At 28.7% G+C, this 20,695-nt stretch carries 18 protein-coding genes; 3 read left to right on the top strand and 15 right to left on the bottom strand.

Features of this window, described 5'->3' with window-relative positions:
* Nucleotides 1-73: 73 nt before the first annotated feature.
* The 7 genes from BUB83_RS15075 to BUB83_RS15045 form a co-directional block, all read right to left on the bottom strand.
* The gene (locus tag BUB83_RS15075) at nt 74-1,513 is read right to left on the bottom strand and encodes an IS200/IS605 family accessory protein TnpB-related protein (protein WP_073339377.1); all 1,440 of its coding nucleotides are present in this window, start codon (nt 1,511-1,513) and stop codon (nt 74-76) included.
* A 76-nt stretch (nt 1,514-1,589) separates the two neighbouring features.
* The gene (locus BUB83_RS15070; RefSeq protein WP_278336937.1) at nt 1,590-1,997 is read right to left on the bottom strand and encodes an IS607 family transposase; all 408 of its coding nucleotides are present in this window, start codon (nt 1,995-1,997) and stop codon (nt 1,590-1,592) included.
* A 108-nt stretch (nt 1,998-2,105) separates the two neighbouring features.
* Nucleotides 2,106-3,113, bottom strand: a complete 1,008-nt coding sequence (locus tag BUB83_RS15065) for a Wadjet anti-phage system protein JetD domain-containing protein (RefSeq protein ID WP_073339364.1) — start codon at nt 3,111-3,113, stop codon at nt 2,106-2,108.
* A gap of 84 nt (nt 3,114-3,197) precedes the next feature.
* Complete coding sequence (locus BUB83_RS15060) at nt 3,198-5,789, bottom strand: 3'-5' exonuclease (protein WP_073339363.1); 2,592 nt, start codon at nt 5,787-5,789, stop codon at nt 3,198-3,200.
* 113 nt (nt 5,790-5,902) lie between these two features.
* Complete coding sequence (locus tag BUB83_RS15055) at nt 5,903-6,859, bottom strand: tRNA dihydrouridine synthase (RefSeq protein ID WP_073339361.1); 957 nt, start codon at nt 6,857-6,859, stop codon at nt 5,903-5,905.
* Nucleotides 6,856-7,815 (bottom strand): tRNA dihydrouridine synthase, encoded by a 960-nt coding sequence (locus BUB83_RS15050; RefSeq protein WP_073339360.1) that lies wholly within the window; start codon nt 7,813-7,815, stop codon nt 6,856-6,858. The genes BUB83_RS15055 and BUB83_RS15050 overlap by 4 nt, the downstream gene beginning before the upstream one ends.
* Nucleotides 7,816-7,879: 64 nt before the next feature.
* Entirely contained in the window at nt 7,880-8,083 is a 204-nt protein-coding gene (locus BUB83_RS15045; RefSeq protein WP_073339358.1) for a hypothetical protein, read from the bottom strand.
* Between the two features lie 283 nt (nt 8,084-8,366).
* Here BUB83_RS15045 and BUB83_RS22975 point away from each other — a divergent pair, with 283 nt between their 5' ends.
* Complete coding sequence (locus BUB83_RS22975) at nt 8,367-8,588, top strand: nucleotidyltransferase family protein (RefSeq protein WP_084133598.1); 222 nt, start codon at nt 8,367-8,369, stop codon at nt 8,586-8,588.
* 403 nt (nt 8,589-8,991) lie between these two features.
* On the opposite strand, the gene BUB83_RS22015 is transcribed toward BUB83_RS22975, so the two are convergent.
* From BUB83_RS22015 to BUB83_RS15030, 3 genes are read right to left on the bottom strand one after another with little or no spacing between them, the layout of a single operon-like run.
* Nucleotides 8,992-9,153, bottom strand: a complete 162-nt coding sequence (locus BUB83_RS22015) for a hypothetical protein (protein WP_159434098.1) — start codon at nt 9,151-9,153, stop codon at nt 8,992-8,994.
* Between the two features lie 17 nt (nt 9,154-9,170).
* Nucleotides 9,171-9,611 carry a MarR family transcriptional regulator gene (locus BUB83_RS15035; RefSeq protein WP_073339357.1) on the bottom strand — a complete coding sequence of 147 codons (441 nt, stop codon included), beginning with the start codon at nt 9,609-9,611 and terminating at the stop codon, nt 9,171-9,173.
* 14 nt (nt 9,612-9,625) lie between these two features.
* Complete coding sequence (locus BUB83_RS15030) at nt 9,626-10,567, bottom strand: 4Fe-4S binding protein (RefSeq protein ID WP_073339355.1); 942 nt, start codon at nt 10,565-10,567, stop codon at nt 9,626-9,628.
* A gap of 196 nt (nt 10,568-10,763) precedes the next feature.
* On the opposite strand from BUB83_RS15030, the gene BUB83_RS15025 reads away from it, so the two are divergent.
* Both BUB83_RS15025 and BUB83_RS15020 read left to right on the top strand, forming a co-directional pair.
* Nucleotides 10,764-11,591 carry a carbon-nitrogen hydrolase family protein gene (locus BUB83_RS15025; RefSeq protein ID WP_073339354.1) on the top strand — a complete coding sequence of 276 codons (828 nt, stop codon included), beginning with the start codon at nt 10,764-10,766 and terminating at the stop codon, nt 11,589-11,591.
* 43 nt (nt 11,592-11,634) lie between these two features.
* On the top strand, nt 11,635-12,894 hold the full coding sequence (locus BUB83_RS15020; RefSeq protein ID WP_073339352.1) for an amidohydrolase family protein: 1,260 nt from the start codon (nt 11,635-11,637) through the stop codon (nt 12,892-12,894).
* A gap of 55 nt (nt 12,895-12,949) precedes the next feature.
* Here BUB83_RS15020 and BUB83_RS15015 read toward each other — a convergent pair whose 3' ends face one another.
* The 5 genes from BUB83_RS15015 to BUB83_RS14995 all read right to left on the bottom strand — a co-directional run bounded on the left by BUB83_RS15015 (nt 12,950) and on the right by BUB83_RS14995 (nt 20,487).
* On the bottom strand, nt 12,950-14,386 hold the full coding sequence (locus tag BUB83_RS15015; RefSeq protein ID WP_073339351.1) for a CotH kinase family protein: 1,437 nt from the start codon (nt 14,384-14,386) through the stop codon (nt 12,950-12,952).
* 133 nt (nt 14,387-14,519) lie between these two features.
* Entirely contained in the window at nt 14,520-15,077 is a 558-nt protein-coding gene (locus tag BUB83_RS15010; protein ID WP_073339349.1) for a DNA-3-methyladenine glycosylase I, read from the bottom strand.
* A 131-nt stretch (nt 15,078-15,208) separates the two neighbouring features.
* Nucleotides 15,209-15,727: a YdeI/OmpD-associated family protein gene (locus tag BUB83_RS15005; RefSeq protein WP_159434097.1), complete on the bottom strand. Its 519-nt coding sequence runs from the start codon at nt 15,725-15,727 to the stop codon at nt 15,209-15,211.
* Between the two features lie 55 nt (nt 15,728-15,782).
* On the bottom strand, nt 15,783-19,277 hold the full coding sequence (locus BUB83_RS15000) for an AAA family ATPase (RefSeq protein ID WP_073339345.1): 3,495 nt from the start codon (nt 19,275-19,277) through the stop codon (nt 15,783-15,785).
* Entirely contained in the window at nt 19,264-20,487 is a 1,224-nt protein-coding gene (locus tag BUB83_RS14995) for an exonuclease SbcCD subunit D (protein WP_073339344.1), read from the bottom strand. Before BUB83_RS14995 ends, BUB83_RS15000 begins: the two co-directional genes overlap by 14 nt.
* Between the last annotated feature and the right edge of the window lie 208 nt (nt 20,488-20,695).

The following is a 20,695-nucleotide window of genomic DNA, read 5'->3' as shown; positions in this document are numbered from 1 at the left end:
GTGCCAAAATCACCTAAGCCTTTCCTACTAGGTGTACTTAGGCAGCACTTGCACTTAATTTATTTCAACCGATTTAGTTTGCTAATCCTAGAATTTTTTTTCTGTTTGCTAACCACAAGCCAGGGTTTTCACCTACCTTTTCTTTAATAGTTTTATTTAATTTGCTCCATTTCTTCCATTCAGTACATTCATTGAATTTTTCTACATTCTTTACGAACCTACTAACTAGTATCTTAGGACCTTTTTCATTAAATTCATAACTTCGCCTTGCTATAACCATAGCTGCCCCATTATGAACAGACATTCCATATTGATAGCAATATTTATAAAGACCCATTATGCTTGTTAACTGAGGTTTTACTTTCACAATTTCAATTCCTTCTCTATAACAAGCAGATTCTATCATTTTCAATAGTTTGCTATATATAAAGCCATGCTTGATTCTAGAGAATTTACTGCTTACATCTTTGTCATCTTTAAACTTTAAGTCTTCAATACTAATCCCACAATTATAAATTTTAGCAATAAGCACAATCTGCTTTGCAATTTTACCGCATAAATTCTCACGCTTAGTGCTTCTAGCATAAAGCAAATCACTTTGCTTTAAGTAAAAATGCCATTTATAGTTGCCTTTGTTGTCTATCATAGTTAAAGCTAATCCATCTGGATTGGTGTCTATTCCTAGTATTCCATTATGTCCTGTGTAGATAACCTCTGCTTGTATTAATTCAAAGGTTATATGGCAATAATATTTGCCTTCTCTTTTTATTAACTCCACCTTATAAGCTTCCCCTGTTTTTAAATGATTTAAGAATATCTCTGTATAGTTCGTTCCATTAATTTTGCCTGTCTTTTTGGATAATTTTTGTGGCAGATAAACTGCTACCTTGATTTTAATTGATCTATTATTAGCTGTTTTTTCAAGAGTAGATATTTCAAGATAAGTCATCTGATTTTCCACAATCACCCTTAAATTAGGATTACCTTTCTTTGTTTTATCGCCCCTTGAATAAAACCTATTGTTTCTGCAATCTTTCCACTGTTTATTGGTAATTAACCCTTTACACCTACGCAAAAACATACGTTTTGTGCCAAAGGTTACTGGTTGAATAGTTTTTTCATCAATGAATTTTTGAAAGTAAGCAAGTTTTCGCTTTCGTTTGTCTAACTTGCTACTCAATGCGCGTCGCTTCTTATCAGTAAGTTTTTTACTACTAGTTAGCTTTTTCTCAATAGCCTCTACCTTCCTACGATAATTATCTCTATTGAGTTTAACTAATTCTCTTTGGGAAGATATTGTCTGTCTTGCGCTTTCTACTGCATCTTTAGCCTGACGGATATTTAAATTGTACTTTTTTCCTACAGCCTTTTCTAAACCGCCTACTGCTTTACCCTCTAATAGCTTTTTGAATGAGTGTCTCATGGCGGTGCAAAACACAAGCATCATATCATCAATAATGGTAGATTGCTCATCATTTAGATTTATCAACATGGCTTTCATTGTTATTTTCACTGGTATTATGCACACACCTTTCTTTCTCAAGCTCATCAATGGTGCTTTTTAATTTTCTACCACCTCTAGCCCCATACTATCTAGCACTAAAGTAAGTAACCACACTTACTAGGTCGCTAACCATTTCTTCATTAAGCTCTAGCTCCTTATTGTGTTCAACTGCTTTAATGTCAACCTCTAGTGATTTAGCAAATTCTTTAAGATAATTGTACCCAAATCTAGCTAATCTATCAGGATATTCAACAATTATACAATTTACTTCATTTAGTCTTCGAAGTATCATTGTTAATTCCCTACGCTTATCATTTAAGCCACTTGCTACTTCATCAAATACATCAACCACTGTATATTGATTTTCACTACAGTAGTTTAATAATCTTTGCTTTTGTCTTTCCAAGTTGCCACTTTGTTTCTGTTTTTTAGTTGATACCCTGCAGTATATAAATACATTGTTTTGAACATCTTCTTGTTTTTTACCCATCAACCCATCAATATCTGATGGTCAATATGCTTTATTATGCTATGTTATGATATTTAGCAACTGTTGTAACCTCCTAGCATAGCATAAATAATTCAAAGCTTTATAATTTATTTAAAAATCTGTGATATTAAGAATTTCCTGGGGAATATACAATTCTCCTTCTAAGATTTCCATAATTTTTGTTTTATATTCTTCATCAAACTCTCTCAAAAATATATCCTTTATATTCCTATTTTGCCCCTCTTTCGTTTTTGGTAATCCTATTTCTTTTTTTATATATTTATCAATCATTTTCTGGTATCCGACAATAAAAGGTGCTATATGGTATTTGTCTTTAATCAATTTATAAAGACTTTCATAAATAACTATACCTTCATAATCTAAATCACCAAAATACAAAAACTTATTTTCTTTACTGGAAACATGTTCTTCAACAGAAATTTCAAAGTCTTTAAAAGCTTTATTTATATTTTTTCCACCACCATATATTAGTGTACCTATTTCTTCTCCTAAAATTTTATTACCTTCATTTATTAAATATCTTCTCATAGAAAAATAAGTATCCTTATTCTCTAAAATCAACACTGTTTGCTTATCTTTTTTATATTTAGAGTAATAGGATAAAGGTTCAGAAGTATCATAATAATTCAAATATTCTTGGGTTATTCCTAAATTCTTTAGCATTGCTTTCCCATCTTCCTTTTGAATAAACTTTTCCCTACCCCATATTTGAAAAGATCTTTCATTCATAGATACGCTAATATTTAACGATTCTTCTTCATTAATAATAAAATCATTTAAAAGCAAAATATATTCTCTATGGTTTTTATACTTTTCCAAATGATTTTTATAATAAACTATATTCAATTTAGGGCTCAGTTTAAAACTTAATTCTTCTAAAAAATGGCTATAATCTTTATCTTCTTCTCTTATTCTATATCTTTTATACAATGTAGGAGTTTTACCATTACCTCCACTATTTTTAATTTGAACTATTTCCTTTTTATTAATAAGGTCTTTAACTACATCACATAGCTGCCCATAATTCTGAACCTTAAAAATTCCTTCTATTTCTTCTAACTCTATAGTTTTTTTATTTAGATTCCTTAATTTACTCATTTTTTTCTCCAAATTCCATATATAAATTTTTTATCACAAAAAGTTATTACTAAGAATATATTAGTTCAATTTTCTAAAAAAAGTTCATATGTTCTTTAAAAATTTCATAGGTAGTAAATTTATAAAACTACTTTTCTTATTGATTCTATTGTATGCTCCTTTAGTATTGCAGGTAATATAAAGTCTTTTCTTCGCCCTAGTAAGAGCCACATAAAAAGTTCTTTTTTCTTCATCTAAGTTCTTTGTTTTTATTGCCATATATGATGGAAATGTATTTTCTTGAACTCCTGCAATAAATACTGTTTCATATTCCAATCCTTTTGCTTGATGAATTGTTATTATTGGTATTCTAGGTTTTCTTGTCCTATTAATAATAAGTGATTCCAATTCACCGTTGGAAAGAGCAGTTATTTTTATTACTTCTAGTAAAACATCTCTATTATTTTTACTATTATCATCAATTTCTCTTAGTAGTACATAGAAATCTTTAAGCCTCTCAATCTTTTCCTTGCCTTCATCGCCAGTATATAAAGTTTTTAAAGCAAAATCATTAACTATTTTCCCAACAATATCATGAGGCCTTAAATTTTCTGATTCCTTAAAAAGCTTATTCAACTTAGTTGTTATTTTTGAAAAAGACTTTAAATGCTTGGACATATAAGCCAGTCTCTCCATAGAAGTAGGTATTATATCCCTATTAATAGCTTGAATTAAAAGATCATTGGTAGCTAAAATATCATCCATTGCATCATGACTTGGTTTATTATTAGTATTAAAATTTTTACTTAGGGTTTCTAATTTATGATTGCTCAAATTAGGATAAAATCTTCTATAAATATCTAATGTATCATAGAAACCTTTAAACTTAGGGTTACCCATATTTGCTCTGCTTAACTCACTTGTTAAAATATTTATATCATATTGAACATTGTGCCCCACTATAATAGAATCCTTAGAAAATTCTACAAATTCTTTCAAAACAATATTTTTATCTTCTCCATTTTCCTTTAAAAATTCATCACTGAACCCATGGACATGTTCTGAATCCTTAACTGATTTATTGTTTCTAAGAAGCTTTTCAAATTTTTCTATAACATGACCATCTTTATTAATCTTAATTGCTGCAATCTGAATTATCTCATCTTCAGTAACATCCACACCAGTGCTTTCTACATCAAAAACTATAATGTTATCTTTTTGAAATTCATTAATCAGAAGCGAAAATTTTTCTCCATAAGCTAGTACATTTTCATCAACAAAATCTGATAAAACTATTCCTAATTTTTTATACTCATCTGTCTCAATAGCATCAAAAGTAGCATCTCCCACTCCAGTAGGAAGTCTTTTCACTATTCTTTTTAAACTTATAGAATCATATCTATTACCAATAAGTTTTAGAAAAGCTATTACATCTTTAATTTCTTGCCTTCTAAAAAACTTAAATTGATCTACTAAAATAAATTCAAAATTAACCGCATCATATTTTATTATATCCTTTAAATCCTCACTCAAACTTACATTGTAATTATTGTTTCTTGTTAATATACAGATACTACTTAAATCCACATTACTTTCTGCCAAAGCTTTTACTTCATTATATATAAACCTTGCTTCCTCTTTTGAATCATTAGCTACTTTTACTACTATGGGTTCCCCTGTTTCCTTTGATTCAGCTAAGATACCTTGGTCATATAGCTTTTTCACCTCTACTGGAAAAGCATTAGCAAGAAATCCTAAAGAAGCTTCCGTTAATACTTTAGTGGCTCTATAATTTATTAAAAATACTATTTCCTGTGGATTATATATATTCTTAAATTTATCAAATATCTTTTTTGGCTCTGACCCTCTCCATTGATAAATTGTTTGAAATATATCCCCACACAAAAGAACATTATTCCCTTGAAATAATTTTTCAATTATTGAATACTCCAAAGTACTTGTATCCTGGACTTCATCAATATTTATATACTTATATTTCTTTCTTAAAACCTCAATTACTTCTTTGTTATTAAATAATTCCTTTGTTTTAACAATCAAATCCGTAAAATCAATTCCATGATTATTATAAAGCAAAGAATTATATGTATTAACCAAAATATGTCCACTATTTTCTAAAAAATCTCTAAGTTTATAATTCAAACTACCTTTTTCAGTGCATATATAATCAATTTTATCCTGATTAATTTTAAAAGTTTCCCGTACAGCAGCTTTGTAATCTTTAGAAATATCATCGCTATAAATATTTTTTTCAACTCTAATTAACTTCACCATATCAATAAATTGCTGCAAAACTTTCAAAGTGAAATCGTAATAATTGCATCTTTTAAGCAACTCCTTACAATCATCTTCATCGAAAATCGTAAAATCAGTAAAAATATCTGTCCTTTTTTTAGCTTCCTGCTTAATAATATCAAAACAAAAACTATGAAAAGTTTTTACTGTAATATCCTTTGCTTTTTCTCCTACAATTTTTTCTATTCTTTCCTTCATCTCTTTACAAGCTTTATTCGTAAAAGTAATACATAATATCTGGTAAGCCTCAGCTTTTTCTTTACCAATAATATTTGCAATACGCTTTGATAAAGTATCAGTTTTCCCCGTGCCCGCTGACGCAAGTAGCATAATATTTCTTTCAAGCTCATTAATTACTTCTAGTTGTTTCTCATTTAATTCCATAGAATTTCACCTCGAAATATTGGGGACGGTTCATGATTTTTTTTAAAATTGCTCGTCCAATTCTTAAAAATAAATCTCAAGACTTTTAATTTTCATGAACCGTCCCCTGTTTTTTAAGAAAACAAATCATACTCTTCTAAAATATCTTGTTCTTTAAATAATCTTGAAATTAGAAATTCATAATCTTTTAATTTTTTTAATTTTTTGATTTCCTTAGCATATTTTTCATGGTTAGAAAATATGTGAATCATATAAAACCAAGTTTCTTTCATCTTGAAAAGTATATTCCTTTCACCAAAAAGTACTTCTTGATAATCTTCATAAAGTCTATTATGAAATTGAAGCAAGTGATTTTTATTAAGAACACTATTATCATTTATCTGGCTAATTAAGCTAGGATTAGCTATTAATCCCCTACCAAGCATTATATTTTGTATACTTGGATAATCCACTGAAAAAGCTTTGAAGTCATTAGCTGTAAATACATCTCCATTATAGCAAAGGGGATTTTTACTTAAAGCTACTGCTTCCTTAAAAATTTTCATATTAGGTTTGTTTTTATAATAATCTTTTTGTACCCGTGGATGAATAATTAGCTCTTCCATTGGATATTTGTTGAATATTTCAAGTATTTCATAAAATTCTTCTGGTTCATCTTGTCCAATTCTAGTTTTTACTGAGATTTTAGTTACTGATTCAGTAAATATTTTATCTAAAAACCTGTCAAGATCTTCTTTTCTTGAAAGAAAACCTGAACCTTTACCTTTTGAAACCACTGTTCCAGAAGGACAGCCTAAATTTAGATTGATTTCTGTATATCCAAAGTCCTTTAATTGTTTGGAAGTTCCAATAAAATCTTCTGGGTTATTGGTTAGTATCTGTGGGATTACAATTAATCCTTTATTATGAGCAGGTAAAATATCGTTTAATTCCCTAGTTGAAAAACGGCCATGCTGATTAGGGGAAATAAAAGGTGTAAAGTATTTGTCTACGTTATTAAAAAAGGCAGCATGAGCATTTCTGTAAATATACCCTGTTACCCCTTCTAGGGGTGCAAAATAAAATTTCATTTATGTAATATCTCCTTTGTTCTAATTATTTGCTGCTCCATAAACAAACTTGAAACGGCTTCTTCATAGTCACTTATATTTTGTGAACTTCTTATTCTTTTAATATATTTTTCATTGTTAGTAAACATACACCTCATATAGCCCCATAATTCTTTCATCCTAAATACTGCATAGATCTCGTCATCCAATAATCCTCTATAATTATTAAAAATTTCATCATGAAAATTTCTTAATAGTTCTTTATCTAAACTAATATTATTTTTAATCTCATTTATCAATGATGGATTAGTCAGTATCCCTCTTCCTAGCATCACTTTGTTTACTTCTGGGAACATATTTACTATTTTACAATGATCATTAACTGTAAAAATATCACCATTGTAACATAAAGGATTTTTACTTAAGGATAAAGCATCTTTAAATACCTCTAAATTAGGCTTGTTTCCATAATAATCTTTTCTTGTTCTAGGATGAATAATTAATTCTTCTAATGGATATTTATTGTAAATTTTTATAATTTCATAAAACTCTTCTGGACTATCCATGCCTATTCTAGTTTTTAATGAAATTTTCATAAAATCTATTTTAAATATATCATCTAAAAACTTGTTCAATTCTTCTCTTTTAGCTAAAAATCCTGAGCCCGTACCCTTTGAAACAACTGTTCTAGAAGGACAACCCAAATTTAAATTAACCTCACTATAACCAAGTTTTTGTAATTTTCTACAAGTACTTATAAAACCCTCTGAATCATTAGTAAGTATTTGAGGTACGATATTCATCCCTATATTATTTTCAGGTAAAAGATCCAATAGCTCTTTGGTTTTAAGGCTTTTACTTGTATTTGTAACAATGAAGGGTGCAAAATATTTATCAATACCATGAAAAAATTTGTTAAAAGCATTTCTATATGTATATTCTGTTATGCCTTCCAGCGGTGCTAAGTAATATCTCATTTGTAAACTCCCTATAACTTTTTACTTCTATTATATCTAAAAATCCTATATTTATAAACATACCTTAATATTCTAATACATATATTTGATTATACTCTAATATTGAATTACTTTCATCAAATATGAATCTTTCTGTAAATTTATAATCAAACTCCTCTAATTTTATATTGTTATTGAAGTAATTCTCTTTATATCTAGCCCCATTTGTATCTGCTGATACTTCAATAATTTCATATTTGAATAATATCTCTTCTAAATTAGTAAACATTCTTTTCCCCTCCTTCTGATACTATATTTGCTACTTTGTCTATATCATATAGCATTTACAGAATTTGAGAATTTATGCGAATATATGTTCAAAGGTTCAAAAATTCCTTTATAAGTTTAAATTTTATAAATCTATCGAAGTAGTGACTACAGTAGAATAATATTTTACATTAAATAGGCAAACTAAAAAACAAAAGCACCGGCTAAAAGATCCGGTACAATTTGTTTGAGTATATATGAAGTTATTTAAATTATTCTCATAAACAAAAAATGAATTAAAAGAACTGTTAAAGATTAATTTAGAAGAAGTTCTGAAGAATTATCACATAAAACTAATATATATATTTGGTTCTTATGCTAAAGGAAGTAATAATTCTAAAAGTGATTTAGATATAGCAATTCTTCTCAATAATAATTATAATCCATTGGATAAACTAAGTTTAATAGGTGATCTAAATTTACTATTGTTGACATTCTATTTTATTTACATAATATTTTTTATGTAATATAACTAGTTTTACACTGAAAATAAAAATAACCAACACTGGTTAAGTATTAGTTATCTTTATTTTACACTTAATACCTCTTATATTATAGGTATTTGCTCATCAAGTCTATTTCCAGCAGCTTTTCTGAAAAGTTTACTTTTTCTAGTTAAAATTTTATGAATTATTGCATCACCAGTTTTGTTAGAACTTCAATCAATAACAATCCAGTCACCAACTGCAGGATATTCCCCTTTTTCAAAATTATCGTTCATAATCTTACCAGAAACAACTGCTAATACTTCTTCTTTTTCTTCAGTTACCACATTATAGCTACCCCTATTCTGTATAACAACTCTACCCAAGACCATATCGCTATAATCTTTACTGAACTCTTTTCTTTTAAAGAGCCAAGCATGTATTTTTATAAATTGGGTAATGATTTAGCCTTTGTTTTGATACTGCCATACTGTAATACTATTTCAGGCACATTTAATCCTTTGTGTGCATGAACACTTGGATTAATATATGGATGTCTTTTATCAATGTGTTTATTTATATTTAGTATTATCTTTTTTATATCCATTGTTTCATCCCCTTAAATTATTTATCACTACTATTTGCCAATTTTTCTGAATTATTATGTAATAAAGTAAGGTAATTATATAGACAGGTTTTATCTTCCTCAGAAAAACCATGGAAAAGATCCTCTTCCACATTCTTTTTCACCAGCATAAGTTCATCAATAATTTTTTCACCTTTTTCCGTTACATAACATTGAAAATTCCTTTTATCCTGCTGATCAACTTCTCTACGTATAAAATTGTCTTCTTCTAATTTTTTTAAAGCCTTTGTTACACTAGCCTTTCCAACCTTTTTAATTCTTCCTATTTCCAACTGATTGATACCAGGTATATTAAATATAAGTAAGAAATATTCATATTGACCTTGCTTAATGCCATATTGTTCAATATTTAGACCTATAAAATAATTGACATTAGCTGTTATACCTCTGATTAATGAACCAAATTCTATTGCTTTCATAGCTTTTCCTTTCGTTATTTATTCCTACTTTTTTTTAAGTAAGCACTTTTAATTTTTTCATAATCTCCTGATGTAAATGGACATTCCTTAATGCAAATACCACAACCGTAATGTAAAAATCCTTCACAACATTTCTTATAATCAATGCATGTGGGGTTTACTCCATCTAAAGTTATTGATTCTTGAAGAATAGCTCCAGATGGACATTTTCGTATACACTTACCACACTTTTTACAAAATTCTCTAATCCATTCCATATCATGAGTATCACTTGTAATGAATTTATCTAAATTTACTATATCCGTGTAGACAATAGAAATTCTATGACAAGCCCCGTTGTTTTTTGTTATTGCCATACTATGTCTTCCTACAATTGCAAAGCCTGCCCATTGTGCTCCCATAGAATAGTCCAATTGCCCGCCCATAGAATGATTGGGGCTGGCACCAAACCCTTCCTTTTGTAAAAACTCTGCCACCTTGTTTGCTGCATCACCGGTTTGATGATATACCTTTGCCACCTCTAACTGACATTCTATGCTTGGGGCTGTTTTGAATGCAGCTTTATCCATTGATGAAGAAATCACAAGTGCATATTTATGTGGAACACCACAGTTTTTAAATACTTTGTCTGGTGTAATTTCAAAATAACCATAATTATCTACCCCAAGAGTTGATAACAACTTTTTTAATTTATCAAATTTCTCTTTTGACATATGACTATTGGAACTTGGTTTATCTTTCTCAATCAACTTCATTGTCCTATATAATGTGTGTGGAATCTGGTATACCTTTTTTAAGTTCTTAATTAAATATAAAAAATCACTCTTATTTAAATTTGGTTTTTCCCCCTCTACATAAAGTCTTTTTGTAGGTGAGTTCTTATTAGCGAATAAAATTGCTTTTTTATTCAATTTATTCATTTGTGGCTTTACAACCTTATTTAAACTTAATCCCATATAATCCCCAACTTTCATATACCTTTTGCAAATCATTCACCAGTAAACTAATTAATTCAATTATAAATCTAATTAGTTCACTAGTCAACTAATCAGTAAAATAATATACAGAATTTTTATTATTAGTTAAAAAATTTAAAGATTAGAGTTATAATATACCTAGTAGTGTTTAGCAAATATATAGGAGGAATCTGCTATGAATAAACTTAGAATTGGCCTTGGTCAAATAAATACCCGCACCAACGTAGATGAGAATTTTAAAGTCATTAATAAAATTGTATCTGAATGCTCACAGCAAGGAGCTGAAATGGTTATATTTCCAGAATGTTCTACTTATTTATCTCAGAAGGGTGCTATAGAAAATGCACAGTTTTTAAATGGGACTATTATAGATAAATTTAAAAGCTTGGCAAAAGAATATAATGTTTATATCCATAATGGAAGTTATATAGAAAAAGATGAGAATAGTGATAAAGCTTTTAACACTTCTGTACTAATTAATCCAAAAGGCGAGATTGAAGCCACTTATAGAAAAATACATTTGTATGATGTAGATATGGGTGAAAATCTAGTGTATAAGGAATCAAATATATTTAATAGAGGAGATTCCATTGTTAATATCAGTAATGAACTTGGAGATTTTGGCATGACTATTTGTTATGATTTGAGATTTCCTGAATTATTTAGAAAGCTTACATTAAATGGAGCTAAATTGATTTTCGTTCCTGCTGCCTTTACTGTGCATACTGGAAAAGATCACTGGGAAGCATTGTTAAAAGCTAGAGCAATCGAAAACCAAATTTACATTGTTGCGGTAGGTCAAATTGGAGAAAGAGCTGATAAAAAAGTGTCCTTTGGAAATAGTATGGTAATTGATCCTTGGGGAACTGTTATAGCAAAAGCTTCAGAACGGGTATGTTCAACTGTGGTTGACGTCGATTGGGATTATCTTGAACATACAAGAAAAATATTGCCTAGTTTAAACAATCGAGTTGATATTGATAAATTAAAAACAGTTAAATAAGCTAGCTTTTTCAAATACCTACAAAATTAAGGAGCAGACTAACATGGAAAAAATACTTATAGTAAAAGGAAATATTTTATTTACAAAAACCTTAGATAAATTAACAGTTTATAAAGATAGTTATATAGTAGTCAAAGATAGTATAGTAGAAGCAATTTACAAGGTACTCCCCCAAAAATATATGAATTATCAGATTAAAGATTATAAAGAAAAATTAATAATACCAAGTTTTGTTGATTTACATTTGCACGCTGCACAATTTCTTCAATGTGGAATGGGAATGACAAAACAATTACTGGACTGGTTAAATGACTATACTTTTGATTTAGAAAAAGAATTCAAAAATGAAGAATTTGCAAAGGAAGTTTATACAAAATTTGCTGACAAATTAATTGCAAGTGGTACTCTTAGAGCTTGCATATTTGCATCTTCTTCAACTGCGGGTACGGAAATTTTATTTGAAATATTAAAGGCAAAAGGTATTGGTGCTTATATTGGTAAAGTTAATATGGATAGTAATGCCCCTGACTTTATTCTTGAAAGTACTGAGGATTCAATAGATGGTACTAGATATCTTATAGAAAAATATAAGGATGAGCCTTTAGTTAAACCAATTATAACCCCCAGATTTGCTCCCACAAGTACGAATAAGTTATTAAAAGAACTAGGTTCACTAGCTAAAGAATATGCTTTACCTGTTCAATCTCATTTAAATGAGAATCTAGATGAAATTAGATGGGTGCAAGAACTTTTTCCTAATGCAGAAAATTATTTAGATGTATATAATGATAATTCTTTATTTGGACAAACTCCAACTATATTGGCACATGGCGTTTACTTATCTGATGATGAAACTGAAATTATAAAAAGAAATAATGTTATTTTGGTTCATTGCCCTGATTCAAATATTAATGTACGAAGTGGTATAATGCCTTTAAGAAAATATTTAAATTTGGGACTTAAAATTGGACTTGGCAGTGATATAGCTGGTGGACATAAAATAGCTTTAAATGAAGCCATGGTTAGAGCAATTCAATTATCAAAATTATTAAGTTTAAGCAACCCTGAATATACCCCTCTTACTGTTTCTGAAGTGTTTTACTTAGCTACTAAAGGTGGCGGAGAATTTTTTGGTAAAGTTGGTAGTTTTGAAGAAGGCTATTTCTTTGATGCCTTAGTTATTGAAGATGACTCTCTTACTGCTGATAGATATTCTTTAGAAGATAGATTAGAAAGATTTATATATATAGGTGATGATAGAAACATAATTGCTCGTTACGTCGAAGGTAATAAAATTACTTAAACCTAAAAAAGAATAGATAAATTTGCAAAATGCAAATTTATCTATTCTCAAATTCTTATTGTCTTACTGGTTTAGCTCCTCCAGGATTTCTCCCTGCATTACCACCACTTCCAGAATTGCCTTGCCCATTATTTGTGCTTGGAATTTTTCCTGAGAGTTGTTGTTCTACATTAGCCACTCTTTTTTCAACAAAGCTCATTAAACTTAAAGAGTTTCCTTCATCTTCAAACAAAGCTGTTTCAAATTGTTGGTAGGAATAAAACGCTGTTGGATCTGTTTCTACATAATCCTTAATCATATTATAAGTTGATTGAACTTTTGAATTTATATTATCTTCAGCTAAATATCCTTCACTTAGAATTTGAAGATATTCATGATATTTATCTACATATTCTTCATTCTTAAATATTGCTTCTATTAATGGATAATTTGACATTGCACCTGATACAGGTTCATCTATTAAATGTTCAGTTGCTTCCTCATCTGAAGCCGCTGATCTAGAAAAACCATTAAATATCTCATTTAAATCCCATGCAATCCACTCAAAGACACCATTGTTATTATAAAGATAATAATTATGAAACATGCCGCCTTGATAGCCATCATAATTAATAGTCATAGTGCTAACAGCTAAATACTTTAAGAAAGAATCTACGTTAAATATTGATTCTAAATCTCCACCTTCGTTTATTGTTTTTATAAGCTGAACTAATGCTTCATTATCATATTCGTCCATGTCATCAGGTACCATTCCCGTATAATCCATACCATTATCAGAAATATATGATAAATCCGCTCCTACTCCTTGCTCTGGTTTATATAGCTCTCCAGAATCATTACCATAGTTTTCATCTAAAAATAAACTATTCACTTGCTCTACTGCTAAATATAATCCAAAATATTCTCCATTTATAGATAAAGAAACATAAGTAGTTCTTGCAGCAACTGCATCTAGATCTTCAAGCATTTCGTAGCCTATATATTCTGCCATCATTGTTGGATCTTTATATATATTATTAAGATTTATTTTAGTTACTCCTAAAAAGTCTTGGTCTTCTTCATAATAATTAAAGTCAATTTTAAAACTATATCTATCACTAGTGGATTTTGCTACTGAACTTAAACTAGAATTGCCTTTTGGTCTTATGGCTACACTATCAAAGGTATAACCATTGTAAGTTATATCAGCCATAACATATTCTTCTTCTGTAGCATTATTATTCATTTCTTCATATAGATCTTCATCAATTTCAATATTTACATCTACAACTTGATCATGAGGAAAAATCACACTATCAACACTTGCATTATTATCCTCTGTTGTTGATTTTACTTCTTTTGTTGAATTTGTTTCACTATCTTCACTAGCTGTAATACTGGTACTATCAGTTTCAGTTTTATTTGATGAACTATTAGAAAATAAACCAAATTTTATAGCCACTGCTATTAATATCACTAAAATAACTACTGACACACTTTTTATCCATTTCATTTATAATTCCTCCTATCCAAAGATTGATTCTTAAGTTAATTTAACTTTACAAGATAAATGTCACAATTACATTACATTGTTTTATTACCTTTGTATATAATCAATAAGGATATTAGAGAAAATTTATCTATATCTACTGATTTTTATAATTCTTAATGCAATCGGATATATGGTTATTCATTATACCAATAGCCTCTAAGTAAGAATATGTTGTAACACTACCCATAAACTTAAATCCACGCTTTTTTAAATCCTTTGAAACTTTATCAGATAAATCATTAGTTTGTACAATTTTATCATCTTCAAGATAAACAATCTGATTATTAGTAAAGGACCATATATACTCACAAAAAGTACCAAACTCTTGCTGCACCTTTAAAAAGCATAAAGCATTATTAATTGTTGCTCTTATTTTAGCTTCATTTCTAACAATCTCTTTATTGGATAAAAGCTCTTCAACTTTAGTTTCGCCATAATCCTTTATTATAGATGGATTAAAATTATCAAAGGCTTCTTTAAAGGCTTCTCTTTTATTCAAAATTATAAGCCAGGATAAACCACAATGGAAAGATTCAAGTATCAGCATCTCAAATAAGTAGTCATCACCATAAGAAGCCACTCCCCATTCATTATCATGGTACTCTTTGTACGTTTCACTTCTATCTAAATTTTTCCAATTACATCTTTTCATTTTATTTTTCTCCTATCTAGGTATACCGGTTCAACTATTATGGTTTTTGATTATTATTTTGAATTTTAAATACCTTTTTCTTCTCATTCCATTTCGCTAATATACGCAGTTTCCTATATCTTATAGATTTCTTACAGCAATACACCATTTTTTGATACTTCAGTTATAGTGCAACGACTATGATCAAAACAGCAAGGTCTTTTTTTCCCGGATGCCACCATTGAACATAATGTTTTTATTCTTTTTTCACTTGTTTGAGGATTATGTGTTGATCGAATCCATCGAATCCATTCCCAGTGTGCCTTTGTTGTAATTGTGTCCCATTGGTTCTCCAACTTGCATAATTTTAATGCATTCTTTAAGTCCACAGGTAATTCTGGTTCAGGCCACAATTCAAGCGGTTTAATAGAAATTTTTGCAATTACTCCTAATTTTAAGTTTGCTTTTTCCCACAAATTGTCACTTACTCTAAACCAGTGGCTTCCCGCTCCATCCGGTTCTAGTTCAGTATGAAAATCCACACCATTAATAGTTCCTTCAATCATAACCATTCCCCTTGATGAAAACTTAGCGCTACAACTCTCAGGAATTCTAAATATTAACCAATCATTTATCTTTGATAGTGTTGATTCGAATTGTATAAATGTCATGTTTCTGATTCTCCTTTCCATCCTTTGTTCATTAGCTTCAGTGCTAGATCATAAACTAACTTCTTTCCATTTTCACCTTACTTCCTCCTTCCCCTGATTCTGCTGCTGTCACCAATAACTTTACAGGCACTCTATTTTTTATTGAGTCAACATGACTTATTATTCCAACTTTAAGTTTATCATTATGTATCTTCTCTAAAGCTCCCATAACAACTTCAAGTAAATTATTATCAAGAGTACCAAACCCTTCATCTAGGAAGAATAGTTCAAGAGGTGCAGTTCCTTTTAATTGAATTTGTGAAGATAAAGCTAGTGCTAGTGCAAGAGAGGATAAAAATGTTTCTCCACCTGATAAAGTAGATGCATCTCTTTCTGCCCCACCATTTTTATAATCTCTTATAATAAACTTAGCATTTTCATCTACTTCTAAAGCATAATTTCCACCTGTTATTTCTTTTAAAATCTTTGATGCTTCAACAGAAATATATTTTAGTTGATTTGATGCTACATATTCTATAAATCTCTTTCCCTTAAAAAGTTTTTCTAAATCATCCAATAAAGCTAATTTATGATCAATTTTTGCCTTTTTCTTTAATAAACTTAAGAGATTTATTAATTTTTCTTTTATTGTATTTATTTCCACTTGTTTTTTAATCCTAGCTTCATCAAGATCTTTTACTATTACTTTGATTTCATCTTTTTCTTTTTTCAATTGTTCCCATTGTTCTTCCAATAAACTTTTCCCATTAATCTTTTTATTAATATTTTCTATAGATCCAATAACCTTAGTTAGTTCATTTAAATACCCTTCTATCTGATTTTTATAAGAATCTATTTTCTGCTTATCTATGTAGAATTTTTTTACCTTTTGTAGATCTTCAAAATTCTCTTCCATTAACGATTTTTCTAATTTATTATTAGCTAATATTTTACTTTTAATTAAAGTTTCTAATTGTCCTTTCCCACCTACGATGCTATCATTTATTTTCTGATATTTGCTATCTATATCTTTTTTTCTTTCTTCAGTAATTTTAAAAGTCTCTTCAATTTCTTTAATGGTTTGAGTGATCTTTTTATTTAATCCAACTAAATCCTCCTCATCACCCACTTTATCTTTAATTGATGCAATCTTTTCATCTTTACTAATATTCTTTTCAGTTATGGTAGTAAGCTTTTTCATTATTTCTTCTCTTAGTTCAAATACTTCTTTGCTTAATTCCTCTTTTTTCTTGGAGAAATTTTCAAATTCAATTCTATGGTTTTTAACCTGTTTTTCTAAGGTTTCTCTTTGTTTCTCCTTTAATAAAATTTCTTCATTTTTTTCTTCAAAATCTTCTATATTTAACTCTTCTGTTATAGCTTTCAGTTTTTTCTCAACCTTCTCAATTTCCTCTTTTAATTCTTTTATACTATCCATAAAATCATTATATTGCTTAGTATTTTCTTCAAGACTTGCACTTGCACTACTAAATTTGTTTTCTGATTTATTTTTTTCATCTGTAGTTTTCTTAATATTCTCTTCTATAATATTCTTCTTTTCATTAAATTCTTTAAATTTATCACTAAACACATTAAAATTACTTTCTAACTCTGTTACACTCAATTCTTTAAAAGCGTTTCCTAGTTCATCAATTTCTCTTGATTTATCTTTTGATTTATTTACTTCATTTTCAATATTAGTTTCTTCTCTTGTTATGTGCTGCTCAAGTAACTTCAAGAGGTTTTCCTTTTCAACAAGGTCTTTTTTTAACCCTTCAATTTCAGATAAATCATTAATTTTTATGCTTTCAATATGATGTTCCCTTGAACCACAAACCGGACAAATATCCCCCCATGAAAGTTGTTCTCTCAAAACCTGTGCAAGGCTTTCTGCTTCACTTCTTTTTAATTTTTTCTTTAATTCCTCTACATTATTTTTAAGATTGACTTCCTCTTCTTTTTTGATAGAAATCTCTATTTTTAATTTTTGAACTCTATCTTTTATTCCTTTAGTATCTTTGGTTAGTTCATTAAATTTATCCCATTTATTTTTCCCATTAATAAATTTTTCTTTTAACTCTAATAATTCCTCACTAGTGCCTGGAAATTCGTTTTTTATCATTTCTAATTGAATAATTAAGTTTTTTAAACTATTAGAATTTTCATAAACTTCTTTTTTAAATAAATTGTAATTTGTAAGATTTAAATCAATATCTTTTTTAATTTTTAAAATTTTCATTTCAGTTTTTTCTCTTTGACTTATTAATTCAGAATACTGGTTTTTAATTAAAAGTCCTTGTTGAACTTTGTTTTTATAATCTAAATCAATTTTAACTGACTCCATATCTTCTTCTTTCTTTAAGATAGCAGCCTTGAGATTTTCCATATTATTCTCTAGTTCTTTTCTTTGTAAATCTTTTTCTTTTAGTGTTGTTTTTAATTCATTATGTTTTTTTTCTAGTTGTTCAATTTCTTTAATAAGAATATCAAATGAATTCTTTTCTTTAATTGCCTGTGAAACTTTTTCCTCTTTAACCCTCAATAATGGTAATTCATTTTCTTTTTTTCTACTTAATTCTTTTAACTTTTCTTCAATCATAACTTTTTCTTTATTAATAAGTTCTAATTCTTTGTCTAAATTCATTAATGTTTTTTCAACAATATTAATTTCATTTAATATACTTTCATATGTATCTATATAAGGTTTAACCTTTAATGCACTTTCCCCTAACGCAACTTTATTTTTTATATTATTAATATTTTCTTCTTGCTGTTTTAATAAATTTTCTTCTTTTTCATAACTTATTAATTCCTCTTGAAGATTCCAAAGTTCTTGACCTTGCTTAAAATTCTCATCAATTTTATTCTGGTTCTCTTTAGCATCTTTTAATTTGTCTAAAATAGTTTTTAATGCTTCATTATTATCCTCCAAAGCTTTTTCACTAATATTCTCATATTCTTTTAGTTCACCAGTAAGAATATTCTCTTCGCTTCTATTTTTTCTCATGGCCAAAATAAGCTTGCTTGATAATTCATCACCATATTTTTGTAGATTAAAAAGTCTTTCAAGCATTTCTCTTCTAGATTTGCCCTCCAACTTTAAAAATTCGCTAAATTTTCCTTGAGGTAATACAACTGTTCTTGAGAAATCATCTATTTTTAATCCAATTATTTCTTCACACATTTTATCAACACTTGTCTTACCTTCTGCCAAAACTTCTACTTTATCACCAATTAATTGAACAATCTTAGTATTACCACTTCTAGGATTGCCTGAAGCTTTATCTCTTTTAAATTCTCTATCTACAATGTATGTCTTAGTCTCTTTCCCTGAAATCTGAAATTTATAACTAACATTTGCAGAATTGCAATTTGTATTAATAAAATTTTTACTATTTCTTGCAACTACTCCGTACAAAGCTAATGTGATGCCATCAAGTATTGTTGATTTTCCACTACCCGTATCTCCAAAAATCCCAAATAATCCTCTATCCGTAAGTTTTTCAAAATCTATTTCTTGCTCTTGGATAAAACTATTTAATCCTTTAATCTTTAGCTTAATAGGTTTCATTTTCTTCACCATCCTCGTTAACAATTGATAATAATAATTCTACTAATTCCTCATCTGGATTTACATTTCTTTCTTTTAAATAGAATTCAGTAAAAATTTCTTGGAATGATTTTTCTGATAAACTATTTGCATCAGTTTCCTCACTTTCTATTCCTTTAATCAGTGGAGTAATTTCTAAAATATCCTTTTTTAAATCTTTCATTTGTTTTATTTCATCTTCTCTAATATATCTGTCAGTTGATATTTCTAAATAAACCCAGCATTCTTTATTTTTATTTTCTTCACATTTCATAATAGCGGATTCAATATTTTTACACTTCCATATTTCTATAGGCTTATAAACTTTAAATTCAACTTCTTCAATATTACATGGTATCCCAGCTTTAGCATCAATTACATAACACCTTTTAGTAAAATTAATTTCTTTTTTACTGTAATGAATAGGCGATCCAGAATAACGTGCTCGACCCTCTGTTCCTGGAACAATTTGTGGTTTATGAATATGGCCTAATGCAATGTATTGTGCCTCACTTGGGAAACAACTTCCATTCACAATAAAACTTCCTCCCAATTGTATACTTCTCTCAGAACCTGATTCTTGACTTCCCATTGCAAAAAGATGAGATGCAACTAAATTTATTGTATCTTCTCTATAATTATCTTTTAATGAATTAAATAAAGAATAAATTCTATCACTATATGATTTTAATCTATCTTCATCTTCATCCATTTCTCCATATAAAACTTCATTTAACCTTTTTTCACTAGGATAAGGTACAGTTAAAATAACTGCTTTTTCTCCATTTATGTCTAACTCCACAAATCCCTCCCCTGATTTTACGACTTTATGAATGCCATATTCCCCTGTGTCAACAACGGTCTTAGGTGTACCCACCATTATTATGCCATGATCTCTAGCTAGAGGACCTGCTGCAACTAACCTTTCTGGGTTATCATGATTTCCTGAAATAACTAAAGTAAGCCTCTCTCCATTTGAAGACAGTTTCTTTAAAGTATCATAGAATATTTTTTCGGCATAAGCGGGTGGATTGCTATGATCATATATATCCCCAGCTATGATAACTAAATCTATATTATTCTCCTCCACTATTTGCAGAAAATCTTTTAAAAAAGCTTCTTGCTCTCCTAATCTACTTTTACCCTCTAAATTCTTACCTAAATGCCAATCACCAGTATGTAGTATTTTCATCATTAACTCCTTTTTTTATGATTTTATTTAATATATCTTAACTGTAACTTATTATTTTTACGCTTTAACAAAACCTCATCATGTAGATTTATTAAAAATATTAACCATCTATCTGAAGGCTTTGTTATATATATTATACCAATTTTTTCATTGAAATTCATTCCCTTTATTAACCATTACCCTTATACTATTTCCAAGAACTTGAGTT

It is taken from the genome of Clostridium grantii DSM 8605 (assembly GCF_900129965.1).
Lineage (GTDB): Bacteria > Bacillota > Clostridia > Clostridiales > Clostridiaceae > Clostridium_AF > Clostridium_AF grantii.
Note: the sequence above shows the minus strand (reverse complement) of the source record. Positions and strands in the feature narration are given on the sequence as shown.